Here is a 15,602-nt window from a genome sequence, read left to right on the forward strand (position 1 = left end):
AGTTAGCTATGTTGAGTCGCCACGGGATTCGCTCCCTATGCTGCGCCGCCGTCACCACCGCCATTCTCGGGATGAGTGGCATCATCCACGCTGCCGAAGAAGTGAAAATCGGCTTTCTGGTCAAACAACCCGAAGAACCCTGGTTCCAGACCGAATGGGCCTTTGCCGACAAGGCGGGCAAGGAGCACGGTTTCACGGTGCTCAAGATTGCCGTGCCCGATGGCGAGAAAACCCTGGCAGCCATCGACAGCCTGGCAGCCAACGGTGCCAAGGGCTTTGTCATCTGTCCGCCGGACGTCTCACTCGGCCCTGCGATTGTCGCCAAGGCCAAGGCTTTGGGGCTGAAGGTCATGGCGGTGGATGATCGTTTCGTCGATGCCAAGGGCAACTTCATGGAGGACGTGCCGTATCTGGGCATGGCTGCCTTCGAGGTTGGCCAGAAGCAGGGCGAGGCCATGGCAGCCGAGGCGAAAAACCGCAATTGGGACTGGAAAGAAACCTACGCCATCATCAACACCTACAACGAGCTGGATACCGGCAAGAAGCGCACCGACGGTTCGGTGGACTCGCTGAAAAAGGCCGGACTGCCGGAAAGCCATATCCTCTTCACCGCCCAGAAGACCCTTGATGTGCCGGGCAGTATGGATGCCACCAACTCGGCACTGCCGAAACTGCCAGGCAACGCCAAGAACCTGATCATCGGCGGCATGAACGACAACACCGTGCTGGGTGGGGTGCGTGCCACGGCCACCAATGGCTTCAAACCGGCCAATGTGATCGGTATCGGCATCAATGGCACTGACGCCATCGATGAACTGAAGAAGAAGGAAAGCGGTTTCTTCGGCTCGATGCTGCCAAGCCCGGACAAGGAAGGCTATGACACCGCCTACCAGATGTTCAAATGGGTCACCACCGGCGAAGAGCCTCCCAAGTACACCGCCATGGACGACGTGACGCTCATTACGCGAGCCAACTTCCAGGAAGTGCTGACCAAGATCGGTCTTTGGAAGTGAGTTCAAGGGGGCCTGATCTCAGGCCCCTTCGCGAGTGAAGAGGACGGATTCATGCAGCAGGCAATCGAGCAACAGCAATCGGCCGGTGGCGCCTTGCGCTTCAATGGCATCGGCAAGGTCTTTCCCGGTGTCAAGGCGCTGTCGGACATCAGCTTTCAGGCGCATCCGGGCAGCGTGCATGCCTTGATGGGCGAAAACGGGGCGGGCAAGTCCACGTTGCTGAAAATACTGGGCGGCTCCTATCAGCCCAACAGCGGCACCTTGCAGATCGGTGAGAATACCCACCAGTTCAGATCCACCGCAGACAGCATTGCGGCGGGTGTCGCAGTGATTCACCAGGAGCTGCATCTGGTGCCGGAAATGACCGTGGCAGAGAACCTGCTGCTGGGGCATATGCCGAACCGGCTGGGGATGATCAATCGTCGGCTCATGCTGCGTCAGGCCACGGAACTGCTCAAGGGGCTTGCCGACGAAATCGATCCGGGCATGCGCCTGGGAGACTTGTCTCTCGGGCTGCGGCAACTGGTGGAAATTGCCAAGGCCATGTCGCGCAATGCCCATGTCATTGCTTTCGATGAGCCTACCAGCAGCCTTTCGGCGCGGGAGATCGACCGCCTGATGGCGATCATTGCCAGGTTGCGCGATGAGGGCAGGGTGATTCTTTACGTGTCACATCGCATGGAAGAAATCTTCCGCATCTGCGATGCCGTGACGGTATTCAAGGACGGGCGTTTCGTGCGTACCTTCGAGGACATGGCGCAGCTTGACCATGACCGGTTGGTGACCTGCATGGTCGGCCGCGATATTCAGGACATCTACAATTATCGGCCCCGTGAGCATCAAGGCCCCAGTCTGCGAGTCACGGGCCTGCTCGGGCCAGGGTTGCAGGAGCCGGTGAGCTTCGCCGTCGAGAAGGGCGAAGTGTTGGGCTTTTTCGGACTGGTGGGGGCGGGGCGTACCGAGTTGTTTCGACTGCTGTCCGGCATGACCCGCAGCAAGGCAGGTTCGCTGCAACTGGACGGCAAGCCGCTGACCCTCAAATCCCCGCGAGACGCCATTGCTGCAGGCATATTGCTTTGCCCGGAAGATCGCAAGAAAGAAGGCATCGTGCCGCTTTCCAGTGTCGCCGAGAACATCAATATCGGTGCCCGGCCACGGCATGTGAACCTGGGTTGTCTGCTGCAGGGACGCTGGGAGCGGGAGAACGCCGAAACCCAGATTCGGGCGATGAACGTCAAGACGCCTTCGCCGGATCAGCAGATTGTCTTTCTCTCCGGTGGCAACCAGCAAAAGGCGATTCTCGGTCGCTGGCTGTCGATGCCGATGAAAGTCCTGCTGCTGGACGAGCCGACCCGAGGCATCGATATCGGTGCCAAATCCGAGATTTACCAGATCATCCATAACCTGGCGGCACAAGGTATCGCAGTGATTGTGGTGTCCAGCGACCTGATGGAAGTCATGGGTATCTCCGACCGCATTCTGGTCATGAGCGAAGGTGCGATCACCGGCGAACTCAACCGCGACGAGGCCGATGAGTCGCGACTTCTACAACTGGCGTTACCCCGCTCACGGGGCTGAACCTTTGGTCTGCGACCATGAACAATAAAAAAGAGGTGCGTATGTCTACCGAAACCAGCCTGCGGGCTCCCCGTCAGGGCGTGAATATGCGCCGCTTTCTCGATGAATGGGTCATGTTGCTGGCCGCGCTGGGCATTTTCATGCTGTGTGCGGTGTTCATCGATAACTTCCTGTCGCCCCTGAACATGCGCGGGCTGGGCCTGGCGATTTCCACGGTGGGCATTGCTGCCTGCACCATGCTGTATTGCCTGGCTTCCGGGCACTTCGACCTGTCGGTCGGCTCGGTACTGGCCTGTGCCGGCGTGATTGCCGGGATCGTGATTCGCGACACCGACAGCGTATTCCTGGGAGTGAGCGCTGCCCTGGCCATGGGCCTGCTGGTGGGGCTGATCAACGGCATCGTCATCGCCAAACTGCGTATCAATGCGCTGATCACGACGCTGGCGACCATGCAGATCGTTCGCGGGCTGGCGTATATCTTTTCCAACGGCAAGGCGGTAGGGGTTTCCAACGAGGATTTCTTCGTCTTCGGTAATGGCCAGTTCTATGGCGTGCCGGTGCCGATCCTGATCACCATCGTCTGCTTTATCTTCTTTGGCTGGCTGCTCAACTACACCACCTATGGCCGTAACACCATGGCTATCGGCGGTAATCAGGAGGCGGCCTTGCTGGCGGGCGTGCATGTCGACCGGACCAAGATCATCATCTTTGCCGTACATGGCCTGATTGGTGCCCTGGCCGGTGTCGTGCTGGCGTCACGCATGACCTCCGGGCAACCCATGATCGGCCAGGGCTTCGAACTGACGGTCATATCGGCCTGTGTACTCGGCGGTGTATCGCTCAGTGGCGGTATCGGCATGATCCGTCACGTCATCGCCGGGGTGCTGATTCTGGCGATCATCGAGAATGCGATGAACCTCAAGAACATCGACACCTTCTACCAGTACGTCATTCGCGGCACCATCCTGCTGCTGGCAGTGATTATCGACAGGTTGAAGCGGCGCTGAATCACTTGCACGTGTGAGAGGGGCCTTGGCCGCGACGACCAACTGACAGTTCAGTGCATTTCAGATGTCGCGGCCAAGGCCCCTCCCACGGATTGAACTGGTCCCAAGAAACAGGTTGGCTACCTCTCATTAAATAAATAGAATGATTCTCATTTTAAGTCGCTGTCATGAGTGGCCTTTGAATGAGTGATGCAGCAGGGCCATCGGGTGTGCAGCCTGGCCTGGACAATTTCTATCGTGATCATCGTAGCTGGCTGGAAAACTGGCTGCGGTCCCGTCTGGGCAATGCCTGGGATGCGGCCGATCTGAGTCAGGATACGTTCTTGCGGGTCATGGCTACCTGGCAGAGCGAATCACTGACCAATCTGCGTGAGCCGCGTGCCTATCTGGTGACCGTGGGCAAGCGGCTGCTGATCAATCACTACAAGCGTCGCAGTCTTGAGCAGGCTTATCTGCAGGCTTTGGCAACACTGCCCGAAGAGTGCGTTCCGTCTCCCGAACAACGCTGGATTCTGCTGCAGACCCTGCAGGCCCTGGATGAATTGCTCGACGATTTGCCGATGATGGTGCGTCGCGCGTTTCTCTGGTCGCAGCTTGAAGGCCTGAGCTATGCGCAGATCGCCCTTCGGCTGGAGGTGTCCGAGCGCACTGTGAAACGCTACATGGCACAGGCTTATGCCCATTGCCTGATGGCCGAATCATGAATGACCGCGCAAGTGACGAGCAGGCCCGGCAGGTGGCTCACGCGGCAGCCTGTTGGCTGGCGTTGCTGGAGTCCGGAACGGCCAGTGCCCAGGAGCACGAACAACTGAAGCGCTGGCGTGAGCAGTGCCCAAGCCACGAAAAGGTCTGGCAACGGGCACAGGGCCTGCGCCAGCGCTTTGCCGAACTGCCGCCCGAACTGGCCATGGCCAGCCTCGACCGGGCAGATCTCAAGCGAGACGAGCCGTCGCGTCGGGCGATGCTCAAGCATGCACTGGTCATTGCAGCACTGATTCCCACCGGCTGGATGATCAGCAGTCAGTTGCCCGTGAGAGCCTGGCGTGCCGATCTGCGCACTGCAACCGGCGAACGCAAGACCTTGCGCTTGCCCGATGGCAGCCAGTTGCAGCTCAATACTGCCAGTGCCGTGAATCTGGATTTCCGGGACGGTCGACGCCAGTTGTTGCTGATCGAAGGCGAAGTTGCCTTGAGCATGGCAGGCAATGCCCCGGCTGTGACGGTCAAGACCCGCTTGGGCCAGATCATCGCCAACGGTGCCGAACTCTGCATTCGTCAGGACGAGCACCGTTGCCGGGTTTCCGTTATGAGTGGCAGCGTGGATCTGCTGTCGATGCAGGGCGCAACCTTGCGCCTCAAGGAGGGTGAGCGGGCGGCCCTGAATGCCATGGGGGTTACGCCGGTCGAGCACTTCGATGCCCGACAACCGGACTGGCGCCAGGGCGTATTGACTGTCGAAAACCGGCCGCTGGGCAGTTTCCTGGCCGAACTGAGTCGCTACCGGCCCGGGATTCTGCGCTGGGAGCCCGAGCTGGAAACCTTGAGAGTCACCGGATCGTTCCGGCTGGACGATACCGACCGCATCCTGGATCTGCTGGCGGCCAGCCTGCCTGTGCAGGTGCATTCACGTACCCGTTACTGGGTCACGCTTGCCCCTCGAAAAATTTCCGTCTGATGCTGTCCCTTTTTTTGCCGTCGCTTGTCATCCCTCTCAAGTGAACACAAAAAGAGAGTGCTCCAATGCCCGTAGTTTTCTTGCGTCGCCTGCGCCTTGCCCGTTTCGGCATGGCCCCGCTGCTGCATATGAGTTGTCAGGCTGGCGTGGTGCTCGGCCTGAGTGCCGCGCCGCTATTGGTGGCTTCGGTCCAGGCCGAAGAGTCGGTGCGTCGCAGTTATCAGATTCCGGCCGGCAGCCTGAGCGCGGCCTTGACCCGTTTTGCCGCGCTGTCCGGCGTCAGTCTTTCGGTTGACCCGGCGCTGGTGGCGGGGCGTAACAGCAAAGGTCTGAATGGCGAATACCCCGTAGACGAAGGTTTCGGGCTTCTGCTGCAAGGCTCCGGTTTGCAACTGCAACCGTTGGGTAATCAGTCCTACACGCTGGTGCCTGCACCTGTGGCAGAGAACGGTTCCATGGTATTGCCCAATACGTCCATCGACGGCAGTCGGCTGGACGGGCAGGGCGATATTTATGCCGGTGGCCAGGTCGCCCGCAGCGGTTCCCAGGGCATGCTGGGCGATCGTGATTTCATGGAGACGCCATTCAACCAGACGTCCTATACCAGCACCACGATCAAGAACCAGCAGGCACGTACTCTTGGCGATATGGTGGCCAGCGACCCGTCGGTGCGTACCACCAACCCGGCAGGCGGACGTTTCGAGCAATTCTCGATTCGCGGTTTCAGCCTGTTCAACAGTGATGTGTCGTTTGGCGGGTTGTATGGCGTGCTGCCGACTTACTCCATCGACATGGAAATGGTCGAACGGGTCGATATTCTCAAAGGGCCGGGTGCGTTATTGGGCGGCATCGTGCCGCGCGGCAGCGTGGGCGGCAATATCAATATCGAGCCCAAGCGGGCCGGCAGCGAACCGCTGACCGAGTTCACCGGCAGCTTCGCCTCGGCCGGGCAGTTTGGCGGGCATGTGGATATCGGTCGCCGTTTTGGCGAAAACCAGCGCTTCGGCGTGCGTTACAACGGGGTACGGCAGTCCGGCGATACCGAGTGGGATCACCAGAAGGTCGAGCGTGAAGCCTCGGTCGTCGGGCTGGACTGGCGTGAAGACCGGATGCGCATGTCGCTGGATCTCGGCGAGCAGGAGCGCTATGCCGATGCGCCCATCGAGCGGGTCGAAGTGGCAGCCGGTATCGCCATGCCCAGAGCCAGGGATATTCGTCGCAATTTCGCCCAGCCCTGGACGTATTCCCACTCCAAGGATTCCTTCGGCGCGCTGCGCGGCGAGTTCGATCTCAGTGATTCGGTGATGGTCTATGCCGCAGCCGGTGCCCGCAAAGGCAACTATGACTTCCTGCGTCATACCGTTCCGGTCACCACCAGCAGTGGCAACTTTACCGTGACCCCGCGTACCTTCCGGCGTGACGAAGAGGTCAAGACCTTCACGGTCGGTGCCCGTAGCTGGTTCAATACCGGCCCGGTAGGGCATACGCTGAACATCAGCCTCAATCGTTTCGATTTCGAGTTCGATAACGCAGGCGAGCGTTATCAGCCTCGCACCAGCAATCTCTACAACCCGGTCGTTCTGCCTTATCCGGGCACGCCGAACCGTTTCGATACCTCGACTCATACCGAGAACCTGTTTACCAGTGTCGCGCTGGCCGACACCCTGAGCTTTTTCGATGACCGGGTACTGTTGACGCTGGGGGCACGCCTGCAACGGGTTGAGGTGGACAGTTATTCCAATGGCGCTCTGGGGCAGCGCTATGACGAGCGCGCCACTTCTCCGGCCATGGGGCTGGTGATCAAGGCCACCGATTCGATCTCGCTGTACGCCAACTATATGGAGGGCCTGAGCCAGGGCGAAACCGCGCCCACCACGGCCACCAATAGCGATGAAGTATTTGCACCGTACAAGTCCAAACAGACGGAAGTCGGCGTTAAATATGACCATGGCACTTTTGGCACCAGCCTGAGCGTATTCCGCATAGAACAGCCTGCCTATATCACCGATGCCCAGGGCAACTTCAAACCCGATGGCGAATTACGCAATCAGGGAGTCGAGCTGAACATGTTCGGTGAGCCTTTGTCGGGTGTGCGGCTGCTCGGTGGCGTCATGTTGCTCGACAGTGAGCAGACCAAAACCGCGCTGGGTACTTTCGATGGCAATCGCGGCACCGGCTCGCCCGAGGTCAATGCCAATATGGGAGTGGAATGGGATATCAATCGCCTGCCAGGTCTGACCCTGACCGCCCGCGCCATTCATACGGGATCGCAATATCTGGATGCAGCCAATAATCAGAAAATCGATTCATGGGAACGTTATGACGTCGGTGGTCGTTATGCTTTCAAGTTGGGCGACAATCCGGTCACGTTACGCGCTTCTGTAGAAAACGTGCTGGACAAGACCTATTGGGCCTCGGCGGCAACCTCATCTGACAGTGCCGCAGGTCTGACGCTATCGACACCGAGGACTTATCTGGTGTCGGCAACGGTCGGGTTTTAAACCGGTTACGACGGCATTCTGTTTCAACCGAATGCCGTTTTGCTTTCAGGAGGTCAACTCAACTTCGAACTCACGTAGATCAGGCGTACAGCCGCTACGGTAATGGCTTCCGCTTCTGCCTTGATGTTATCCAGTTGCGACTTGATCGTTGCATTTTCATGGGACTCAAGTAGTCGAGCCATGTGGTAAATGTTCTGCGTGACTTCATGCAGATTTTTATGCAATCGCGATACGACACGGCTCAGCCGTTCGGAGCTGTCATGGATCTCCAGGCTCTGGAGAGGGCGCTCAAGGCTGAATCCCGTGACGACATAGGTTACATCGATGCCAGCGTCCGATATCCGTGCCAGATAATCGGCTCTGGGAGAGCGTATACCGTTCTCGTAATTACTCTGGGCATTGGTTTCAACGCCTCCGATGGCGCCGAGTGCGCTTTGTGAGAGTTTGAGTCTTATTCGTTCTCTTTTGAGTCGGGGGCCAATTCCGGGCATGTCGGTGGTCCTCTTTAAAAGCGCCTGTTCAAGACCTGGGCAGAACTGTAAGGGATCTGGAAAGGGGCATAGTGGCGTGCAGATAGGTTCGCAACAGCGCATCAATACTTAACTGCAAGGAGCTGCTAAATATCATTTTCACAACTCTTGGAGTGTAATGGCGTTATGAAGGCTTTGGAACTTTTTTATACCGATTTGTACTTTTGTATATGAGTTCTGATCGGAAATGTTCGCAGGATCATGCTTGTTACAAAATTGAAATAATTGAAAAGGCCCCTGTTACGGGGCCTTCCAGTCGCTTTCAGAGGCAGCGTGAGGTGGGATGCTGCACCCAGTTCTGTGCGGTGCTGGCAATTTTCTTCGACAGTTTCTCGACGGCCTTCTGATGGGCAAGGATCAGGTTCTCCATGCCCAGTCCTGCCGACTCGCGGATCACGCTGCTGCAGGTCAGGTTGAGACGCTTGCTGCCCGAGCTTGCACCTGCATTGCGCAGGCTCAGGCTCCAGACCACATCGATCAGCGCATAATTTCCGGGTGCGGACTCGAAACGCCTGACATCGGTGCGCAATGAAAGGACCGGCAGAGCGCTGTCCTTTGGCAGTCCGGCCATGTCGCGGCTACCGAAGCGGCGCTCCAGCTGCGCGGTCAGGGCATCGTGGAATTCGTCGCCCAAAGGCGAGCCCCAGCGCTCGGTATCCAGAATTTCCAGGCTGCCATCGCCCTGACGCACGACCAGAGGAGGCTGGTCCACCTGCACGGGCATCAGCACCGGCAGCATCTCGAACTGGAACGGCGCGGGCTGTGCGCTTGGCGCGCTGGCGGAGTCCATGGGCGCGATCAGCGTGTAGTAACGGGTCGGTGTCGAGGAACAGGCTCCGAGGCCCAGCGCAGCAGCCAATACCAACAGTTTAAGGCGCAAGGTCATTGTTTTGGCTCCAGATCGATTGCACGGGACGAAGACGGCGCTTTGTATGAGGCTGGAGCTGCGTCGCCGCTGCGACCGCGAATCAGCGCTTCAGGATGACGGCTCAGGAAGTCGGTCAATACCCGTACCGAGCGGGCAGTGCGCTGCACTTCTTCCATGGCCTGGGTCAGTTGCTGACGACCTGGAGAGTCTTCACCCAGCGTGTCGTTGGCGCTGCTCAGGGTTTTTTCCGCCTGCTGCAAGGTGCCGCGCATTTGCGGCAAGACGCTGCCATTGACCTGCTTGAGGGTCTTCTGCAGTTCGGTCAGGTTGCCATTGAGGTTGGTGGCCAGTTCATCGATCGGCACTTTGCTGAGCTTGTCGACGAATGCCTGCAACTGCTCCTGCAGCTTGTCGAAGTTACCCGGTACGGTAGGAATCTCGAGAGGTCTGGCCTTGGGGTTGAAGGTTACCTTCGGCGCCTTTGGATCGAACTCCATCGCAATGTACAACTGCCCGGTCAACAGGTTGCCGGTGCGAGCCTGTGCCCGCAGCCCGTTATTGACGAAGGCATTGAGAATTCTGGCCGACTGTTCTTCTTCGTCGCCGCTACCGCCCAACTGGCGCAGTTTGGATTCGGCAGCGCCCAGGCGGTTGGGGTAGATAACGGCGCCGACAATGCTCGGGAAGGTCCCGGTTTTCGGGTCGTAATCCAGATCCACCGACACCACCTTGCCGATGTTCACGCCCAGGAAGTCCACCGGGGAATTGACGGCCAGACCGCGCAGCGACTGGTTGAAACGCATGCGGATGTAGCGTGGTTCGCCGTCAGGCGGGGCCAGGGCCGTGGCCTGGTCATCGAAGATCTTGAACTCGGCGTTCTCGTCGGCGGGCTTCGATTCCGGGCTCCAGTTCGGCTCGCGGAATGCGATACCGCCGGACAGGATCGAAGTCAGCGACTGGGTATTGATCTTGAGGCCCGCAGTACCGACGCTCACGTCCACGCCGCTGGCATTCCAGAAGCGTGTGTCGGTGGTGATGTACTGATCGTTCGGGGAATTGATGAAAATCTGGACGTCGACACCCTTGCCATCCTGGGACAACTCGTAGGCCACCACCTGACCGACCTGAATGCGGCGGTAATAGACCGGAGAGCCGATGTCCAGAGAGCCCAGGTCGTCGGTGTGCAGGGTGAAGCGCTTGCCTTTTTCGCCGAATGTCACCGGAGGAGGGGTTTCAAGGCCGGTGAAGTCGTTCTTGGTTTCCTGCGAGTTGCCCGCATCGGCACCAATGAATGCGCCCGACAGCAAGGTGTCGACACCGGATACGCCATGGGCTCCGATACGTGGTCGCACGACCCAGAACTGGCTGTCGACCCGGGTGAAAGGCGTGGCCGTGTTATTGAGGTCGACCTTTGCCAGGACATGAGTACGGTCTTCGCTCAGGGTGATGTCCGTTACCATGCCGATCACCACGTTCTTGTACTTGACCTGAGTCTTGTTGGCTTCCAGGCCTTCGGCAGTCTGGAAGCTGATGGTGATGCGCGGGCCTATGTTCATCCAGTCATGGAAGGCCATGGACAGGCCGATCAGACCGGCAACGATCGGCACCAGCCAGATCAGTGACACGCGCATGCGACGCTGCTTGACCTCGGGACGAAGTAGCGGCGAAGGGGGGGCGGTATTCTCAGACATCTTCAACCTCTGCGTCCCAGATAAGCCGGGGATCGAAACTCATGGCGGCGAACATCGTCATCACCACTACCAGACCAAAAAACAGGATGCCGATCATCGGCTCGATGGTGCTCAGTTCACGGAACTGGACAAGGGAGGCCACCAGCGCAACCACCAGCACATCGAGCATCGACCAATAGCCGATCAGCTCGATAAAACGATAAAGCCGCGCACGCTCCAGCATTGCCCAGCGACTGCGTCGCTGACAGGTGACCAGAAGCATGCCCAGCACCAGGAACTTGATGCAGGGCACCACGACGCTGGCAATGAAAATCAGCAGGGCAATATCCCATGACCCGCTTTTGAAGAACTCGATCACACCGCTCATGATGGTGTTCTGGCTGCTGTTGCCCAGCATGATGGTGTACATCACGGGCAGCACATTGGCCGGCACGTAAAAAATCAGTCCGGCAATCAGGAACGCCCAGGTCCGGACAATGCTGTTGGGCTTGCGTCGATGTACGGGCGAATCGCAGCGCGGGCAGTGGTGGACATCTTCCGGGCAGGCGTAGCCGCAGGTATGGCACAGACACAAGCGCTGTTCATGGGCGAAAGGAATGCCGTTCATCCTGGCTGGACTCCCAGTTCATCCCACAGGCGGCGGATATCCTTGTTGGCGATCAGCAGGATCAGCACCATCAGCATTGCCATGGCCCACAAGCCAAGACCGGGATGCACATCGAGCATCCCCGAGAGCTTGATGATGGCGACCAGAATCCCGAGCATGCACACTTCCAGCATGCTCCAGGGGCGCAAATGCTCCAGTGCACGCATGCAGGTCTTGAAGCCAGGGGCAATGACGCCGCGATGAGCGTGCAGCAGCACCCAGAAGAGCAGGGCGATCTGCAACAGCGGAGCAAGGATGATCGACAGCCCGGCCACCAGGGCAATGATGGTGATACGTCCCTGTGCCAGGGCTTCCACCGACTCCCAGAGGGTCACCTGGTTGGTCAGGCCTTTCATGCTGATACTGATCACCGGAAAGAAATTGGCGAACAGAAACAGCAGTGCGGCGGCAATGGTCAGAGCCAGCAACTGCTCGATGGTCAGGCGATGGCCCCGGCCCAGCAGCGCCTTGCAGCGCAGGCAATGCGCCGATTCGCCGGCCTTCAGGGGCGTGGCTTCATACAGCGAGTCGCAGTGCTCGCAGATGATCAGGTCCGACAGAGGTTTCATGGAATGCACAGTGGTCATCGACGCCGTTGATGCAGGATTTGCCGGGTTGAAAAAAAACGAGGACGGGAAGATACCTCGTTAATGGCATTACGGCATATTTTTCTGTGTAAACAACTGTTCTGTGTAAGTAGCAAGGTTGAAGCATTGACCACGGCCATGGATTGTCGTTCCCATATCATTGCGCCATTAGCCGGTAATTGTCCGGTTGTTTGCAGGGCTGCATGAAGAAACATTTCATTACACGATGGCAAGTGGTGCCCGGCCTCATGCCCGGTCTGCCCTGTAGCGCCGGACAGTGTATCAATACCTGTCCAAACGCCCTGCGTCACCTCGACACAGCGGCTCATGCCCCGGTCCAGTAGTGCTAGACTCGCGCCACTTCAGACAAGGAGCAGACTTACGTGCGCAAGACGGTAATGATAATGGCAGCGCTGACGCTGGTGCTGGCCGGATGCGATGCAGGAAACTCTCGGCCATCGGCCCGCGACAAGGCTGAGCCGGTGTCTCAGGCTCCGCAGGCGGCCACGCCGCAGTGGTTCATTCAGATGAACTCCAGAGAGGCAGTCAGCGATATCAGTGCCTGGTTGCTTGAGCGGGGGTATGCGCCGGTCGTGGTCACGATCGACGGCAAGCAGCAATTGTTGATTGGCCCGTTCCAGAGCCCGGAACTGGCAGAAGAGCAGCGCGTCGGCCTGCTGGCCAAGGTTGCCAAATCCCATCGTTTGGCTGCGCCCGTGGTCATCGAGCGCAATCAGTAATCTGTCCGGGCTGCGCTGCCAGCGTGGACTGGCAGCGCAGCCATGCATCAACGACGTCCCAGCAGCAAGCCCACTACCAGACCGAATCCGGCAGAAATGGCCACGGTCTGCCATGGGTGCCCGCCGATGTAGGTTTCAGTAGCTTCGACCACCGGTTTGGTGCGTTCGCGTACGCTGGATACCGAATCCAGGGCCTGCCTGAGCTTCAGGCTCAATTGCGCGCGCAGGGTCTCCGCTTCTTCGCCAACCAGTGCGGCGCTGTCCTTGAGCAGTTTGTCTGATTCTTCGATCAGAGCCTGCAATTCGCTGAATGCCTGGTCTTTGATCTGATCGGCAGTGTTTTGCGCAGCGGTTTTACGAGCCATGATGTTTTCCTTTCAGTTGATGGCAGTGTTCCTCAATGGAGTCTTGAGTGTTGCGGAAAGTTGCAATTGCACAAGTATCCGACCTTCAACCCGCTTCCATTCGTTCCTCCGGTATAAGTCGCGAAGGGCAGATGAACAGCGCGCCGTTCCTGCGAAGCCAGCGGCAGTTTTTGGCCGACGGGTGTAAGATGCAGGCGTTTTTAGTCGTAGGTAGTAGGTGAACGTTATGAGTTTCAATCTGGCCAACCGGTCTCTTCCCGAACGTGCTGCCATCGAGGATGAAAAGTCCCGTCTGTTTGAACTCTGGCAGAGCAATCTGGGCAAGGCCAAGGGTGACGCGGCCCGGCTGATGGGGGAGAAAGCCAAGCGCAAGGGCAAGTGGTCGGAATGGGTTCGCTCCGAACTGGACGCCATGAGCCCGCCGGAGTACGCCAACATGGTTCGCAGTGAAGTGAACCGGCTCATGGCCGCCGCCAGGTAATTTCAGAACAGCCCGATAATGGCTTCACGCACGGCGTCCACCGCCGGGTCCGGCTGGGAGCCGGTGCGCCAGCCCAGCTCTATCGGATAACGCGGCATGGTCAAGGGGCAGGGCAACAGGACAAGGTCGGTCAGTTGCGCAATCGCCTGCGCAGCGTGCGTAGGGATGGTGGATAATGCCTGTGTGCCCTTGAGCAGATAAGGCAATGCCGCGAAATGCGTGGTCGATGCACAGACCCGGCGGTTCAGGCCCAGACTGGCCAGCCCCTCATCGACCATGCCGATCAGCCCACCGGATGAAATCAGGATCTGCTCGCGCTCGATGAACTCCTGAATGCTCAGTTGCGTCTGGCCAGGTTCCAGGCTGGCCGGATCAACCAGGCACGAATAATCGCCTTCCCCCAATACCCTGCGGGTCAGCAGACGATTGGCGAAACCTCCCGAGGCAATCGCCAGGTCGATGGTGCGGTCCAGCAGGGCTGTCGCGACGATCTGGCTGTGGGTCTGCCGGAATATCAGCCGCAACCTCGGAGCCCGGATACCGACCGCTGTCATCAGGCGCTGGCCCAGAGCCATTTCAAAGTCATCCGACAGACCGATGACCACCGAGCGTCCTTCGTAATTTCCCGGGGCCGTTGTCACCATCGCCAGGCTCTGTCGGCATTTGTTCAGGGCTTCGCTGACCACGGGCTTGAGCTGGTCGGCCCGCAGGGTCGGGGCCAGACCGCGTCCGGTGCGCACGAACAATTGATCGCCATACAGTTCTCGCAGACGCCGCAAGGCCGCACTGATGGCTGACTGAGTCACGCCCAGGCGCAAGGCTGCCCGGCTGGCGCTGGACTCATCGTGCAATGCTTCAAAGACTTTGAGCAGATTGAGATCGATCGTACTGATATTCATGGTATTCATATCATTAAGCACTGAGATGGGCTTTATCAATGTTGGGCGTCCGGTCGAGAATTGGCAACATTCATCGCCAACGGAGACTCGCCATGTCCAGATCCATCGTTGCAGCCTTGCAGATCGGCGCCTTGCCGGGTGGCAAGGCAGACACCCTTGACCTGATCCTTTCCTACGAGCAGGCCATCATCGATTCCGGTGCCCGGGTGGTGGTCATGCCGGAAGCGCTGCTCGGGGGATATCCCAAGGGCGAAACCTTTGGCACTCAACTGGGCTACCGTCTGCCTCAGGGGCGTGAGGCCTTTGCCCGTTACTTCGAGAACGCCATCGATGTACCAGGCGATGAAACCCGTGTGCTGGAACAACTCTCGGCCCGCACAGGGGCCAGTCTGGTACTGGGCGTTATCGAGCGCTCCGGCAGCAGTCTCTATTGCACAGTGCTGTTGTTCGAGCCTGAAGGCGGGTTGGTCGCCAGACACCGCAAGTTGATGCCGACCGGTACTGAACGGCTTATCTGGGGCAAGGGCGATGGCTCGACCCTGTCTGTGGTCCCGAGCCGTGCCGGGCGTCTGGGGACAGCCGTATGCTGGGAAAATCACATGCCGTTGCTGCGTACCGCGATGTATGCCAAGGGGGTGGAGATCTGGTGTGCTCCGACGGTGGACGAGCGTGAAATATGGCAATGCTCGATGCGCCATATTGCCCATGAAGGCCGGATGTTCGTGATCAGCGCCTGTCAGGTGCAGCCATCCCCGCAAGCGCTGGGTATCGATGTTGCCAACTGGCCTGCCGAGCGTCCGCTGATCAATGGGGGCAGCGTGATTGTCGGGCCGATGGGCGATGTGCTGGCCGGTCCGCTGATTGCTGAAGCGGGGTTGCTGGTGGCTGAAATCGATGTCGATGAACTGGTCAAGGCACGTTATGACTTCGATGTGGTGGGGCATTACTCACGCCCGGATGTCTTCGAGCTGGTGGTGGATGAGCGCTCCAAGCCCGGTGTGCGCTTCATCACGGATTGAGT

General features: G+C 58.8%; 16 protein-coding genes. 9 read left to right on the top strand and 7 right to left on the bottom strand.

Translation table 11 applies throughout. The features are described from left to right. The first annotated feature begins 8 nt into the window (after positions 1-8). The 6 genes from JSY17_RS02260 (at position 9) to JSY17_RS02285 (ending at position 7,774) form a co-directional block, all read left to right on the top strand. A complete protein-coding gene (locus JSY17_RS02260) occupies positions 9-1,013 on the top strand; it encodes a substrate-binding domain-containing protein (protein ID WP_117167631.1) in 1,005 nt (334 codons plus the stop codon). A gap of 51 nt (positions 1,014-1,064) precedes the next feature. Beyond that, positions 1,065-2,591, top strand: coding sequence for an L-arabinose ABC transporter ATP-binding protein AraG (araG, locus tag JSY17_RS02265; RefSeq protein WP_206401319.1), 1,527 nt, complete (start codon positions 1,065-1,067; stop codon positions 2,589-2,591). A 41-nt stretch (positions 2,592-2,632) separates the two neighbouring features. Next, positions 2,633-3,598 carry an L-arabinose ABC transporter permease AraH gene (gene araH / locus JSY17_RS02270; RefSeq protein ID WP_162880495.1) on the top strand — a complete coding sequence of 322 codons (966 nt, stop codon included), beginning with the start codon at positions 2,633-2,635 and terminating at the stop codon, positions 3,596-3,598. A 182-nt stretch (positions 3,599-3,780) separates the two neighbouring features. Further along, on the top strand, positions 3,781-4,302 hold the full coding sequence (locus tag JSY17_RS02275) for a sigma-70 family RNA polymerase sigma factor (RefSeq protein ID WP_206401321.1): 522 nt from the start codon (positions 3,781-3,783) through the stop codon (positions 4,300-4,302). Next, the gene (locus JSY17_RS02280) at positions 4,299-5,273 is read left to right on the top strand and encodes a FecR domain-containing protein (protein ID WP_206401323.1); all 975 of its coding nucleotides are present in this window, start codon (positions 4,299-4,301) and stop codon (positions 5,271-5,273) included. Before JSY17_RS02275 ends, JSY17_RS02280 begins: the two co-directional genes overlap by 4 nt. Before the next feature lie 65 nt (positions 5,274-5,338). Further along, on the top strand, positions 5,339-7,774 hold the full coding sequence (locus JSY17_RS02285) for a TonB-dependent receptor (protein WP_117180752.1): 2,436 nt from the start codon (positions 5,339-5,341) through the stop codon (positions 7,772-7,774). 53 nt (positions 7,775-7,827) lie between these two features. Here JSY17_RS02285 and JSY17_RS02290 read toward each other — a convergent pair whose 3' ends face one another. The 5 genes from JSY17_RS02290 to JSY17_RS02310 form a co-directional block, all read right to left on the bottom strand. Continuing rightward, positions 7,828-8,265, bottom strand: coding sequence for a helix-turn-helix domain-containing protein (locus tag JSY17_RS02290; protein ID WP_117180751.1), 438 nt, complete (start codon positions 8,263-8,265; stop codon positions 7,828-7,830). A 301-nt stretch (positions 8,266-8,566) separates the two neighbouring features. Further along, positions 8,567-9,190 carry a PqiC family protein gene (locus JSY17_RS02295; protein ID WP_206401324.1) on the bottom strand — a complete coding sequence of 208 codons (624 nt, stop codon included), beginning with the start codon at positions 9,188-9,190 and terminating at the stop codon, positions 8,567-8,569. Beyond that, positions 9,187-10,863, bottom strand: coding sequence for a PqiB family protein (locus JSY17_RS02300; protein ID WP_117181012.1), 1,677 nt, complete (start codon positions 10,861-10,863; stop codon positions 9,187-9,189). Before JSY17_RS02300 ends, JSY17_RS02295 begins: the two co-directional genes overlap by 4 nt. Next, positions 10,856-11,470 carry a paraquat-inducible protein A gene (locus JSY17_RS02305; protein ID WP_206401326.1) on the bottom strand — a complete coding sequence of 205 codons (615 nt, stop codon included), beginning with the start codon at positions 11,468-11,470 and terminating at the stop codon, positions 10,856-10,858. The genes JSY17_RS02300 and JSY17_RS02305 overlap by 8 nt, the downstream gene beginning before the upstream one ends. Continuing rightward, the gene (locus JSY17_RS02310) at positions 11,467-12,078 is read right to left on the bottom strand and encodes a paraquat-inducible protein A (protein ID WP_404823071.1); all 612 of its coding nucleotides are present in this window, start codon (positions 12,076-12,078) and stop codon (positions 11,467-11,469) included. The genes JSY17_RS02305 and JSY17_RS02310 overlap by 4 nt, the downstream gene beginning before the upstream one ends. Before the next feature lie 401 nt (positions 12,079-12,479). Between JSY17_RS02310 and JSY17_RS02315 the strand changes: the two genes are divergently transcribed. Continuing rightward, on the top strand, positions 12,480-12,836 hold the full coding sequence (locus tag JSY17_RS02315) for a hypothetical protein (RefSeq protein ID WP_117187182.1): 357 nt from the start codon (positions 12,480-12,482) through the stop codon (positions 12,834-12,836). Positions 12,837-12,883: 47 nt separating this feature from the next. On the opposite strand, the gene JSY17_RS02320 is transcribed toward JSY17_RS02315, so the two are convergent. Beyond that, the gene (locus JSY17_RS02320; RefSeq protein WP_025260067.1) at positions 12,884-13,201 is read right to left on the bottom strand and encodes a DUF883 family protein; all 318 of its coding nucleotides are present in this window, start codon (positions 13,199-13,201) and stop codon (positions 12,884-12,886) included. Positions 13,202-13,427: 226 nt separating this feature from the next. Between JSY17_RS02320 and JSY17_RS02325 the strand changes: the two genes are divergently transcribed. After that, positions 13,428-13,682, top strand: a complete 255-nt coding sequence (locus JSY17_RS02325) for a hypothetical protein (RefSeq protein ID WP_095068040.1) — start codon at positions 13,428-13,430, stop codon at positions 13,680-13,682. A gap of 2 nt (positions 13,683-13,684) precedes the next feature. Here JSY17_RS02325 and JSY17_RS02330 read toward each other — a convergent pair whose 3' ends face one another. Beyond that, entirely contained in the window at positions 13,685-14,590 is a 906-nt protein-coding gene (locus JSY17_RS02330; protein ID WP_117180748.1) for a LysR family transcriptional regulator, read from the bottom strand. An 83-nt stretch (positions 14,591-14,673) separates the two neighbouring features. On the opposite strand from JSY17_RS02330, the gene JSY17_RS02335 reads away from it, so the two are divergent. Then, complete coding sequence (locus JSY17_RS02335) at positions 14,674-15,600, top strand: carbon-nitrogen hydrolase family protein (RefSeq protein WP_117180747.1); 927 nt, start codon at positions 14,674-14,676, stop codon at positions 15,598-15,600. Positions 15,601-15,602 lie beyond the last annotated feature (2 nt).

The organism is Pseudomonas capsici (assembly GCF_017165765.1).
Taxonomy (GTDB): Bacteria; Pseudomonadota; Gammaproteobacteria; order Pseudomonadales; family Pseudomonadaceae; genus Aquipseudomonas; species Aquipseudomonas capsici.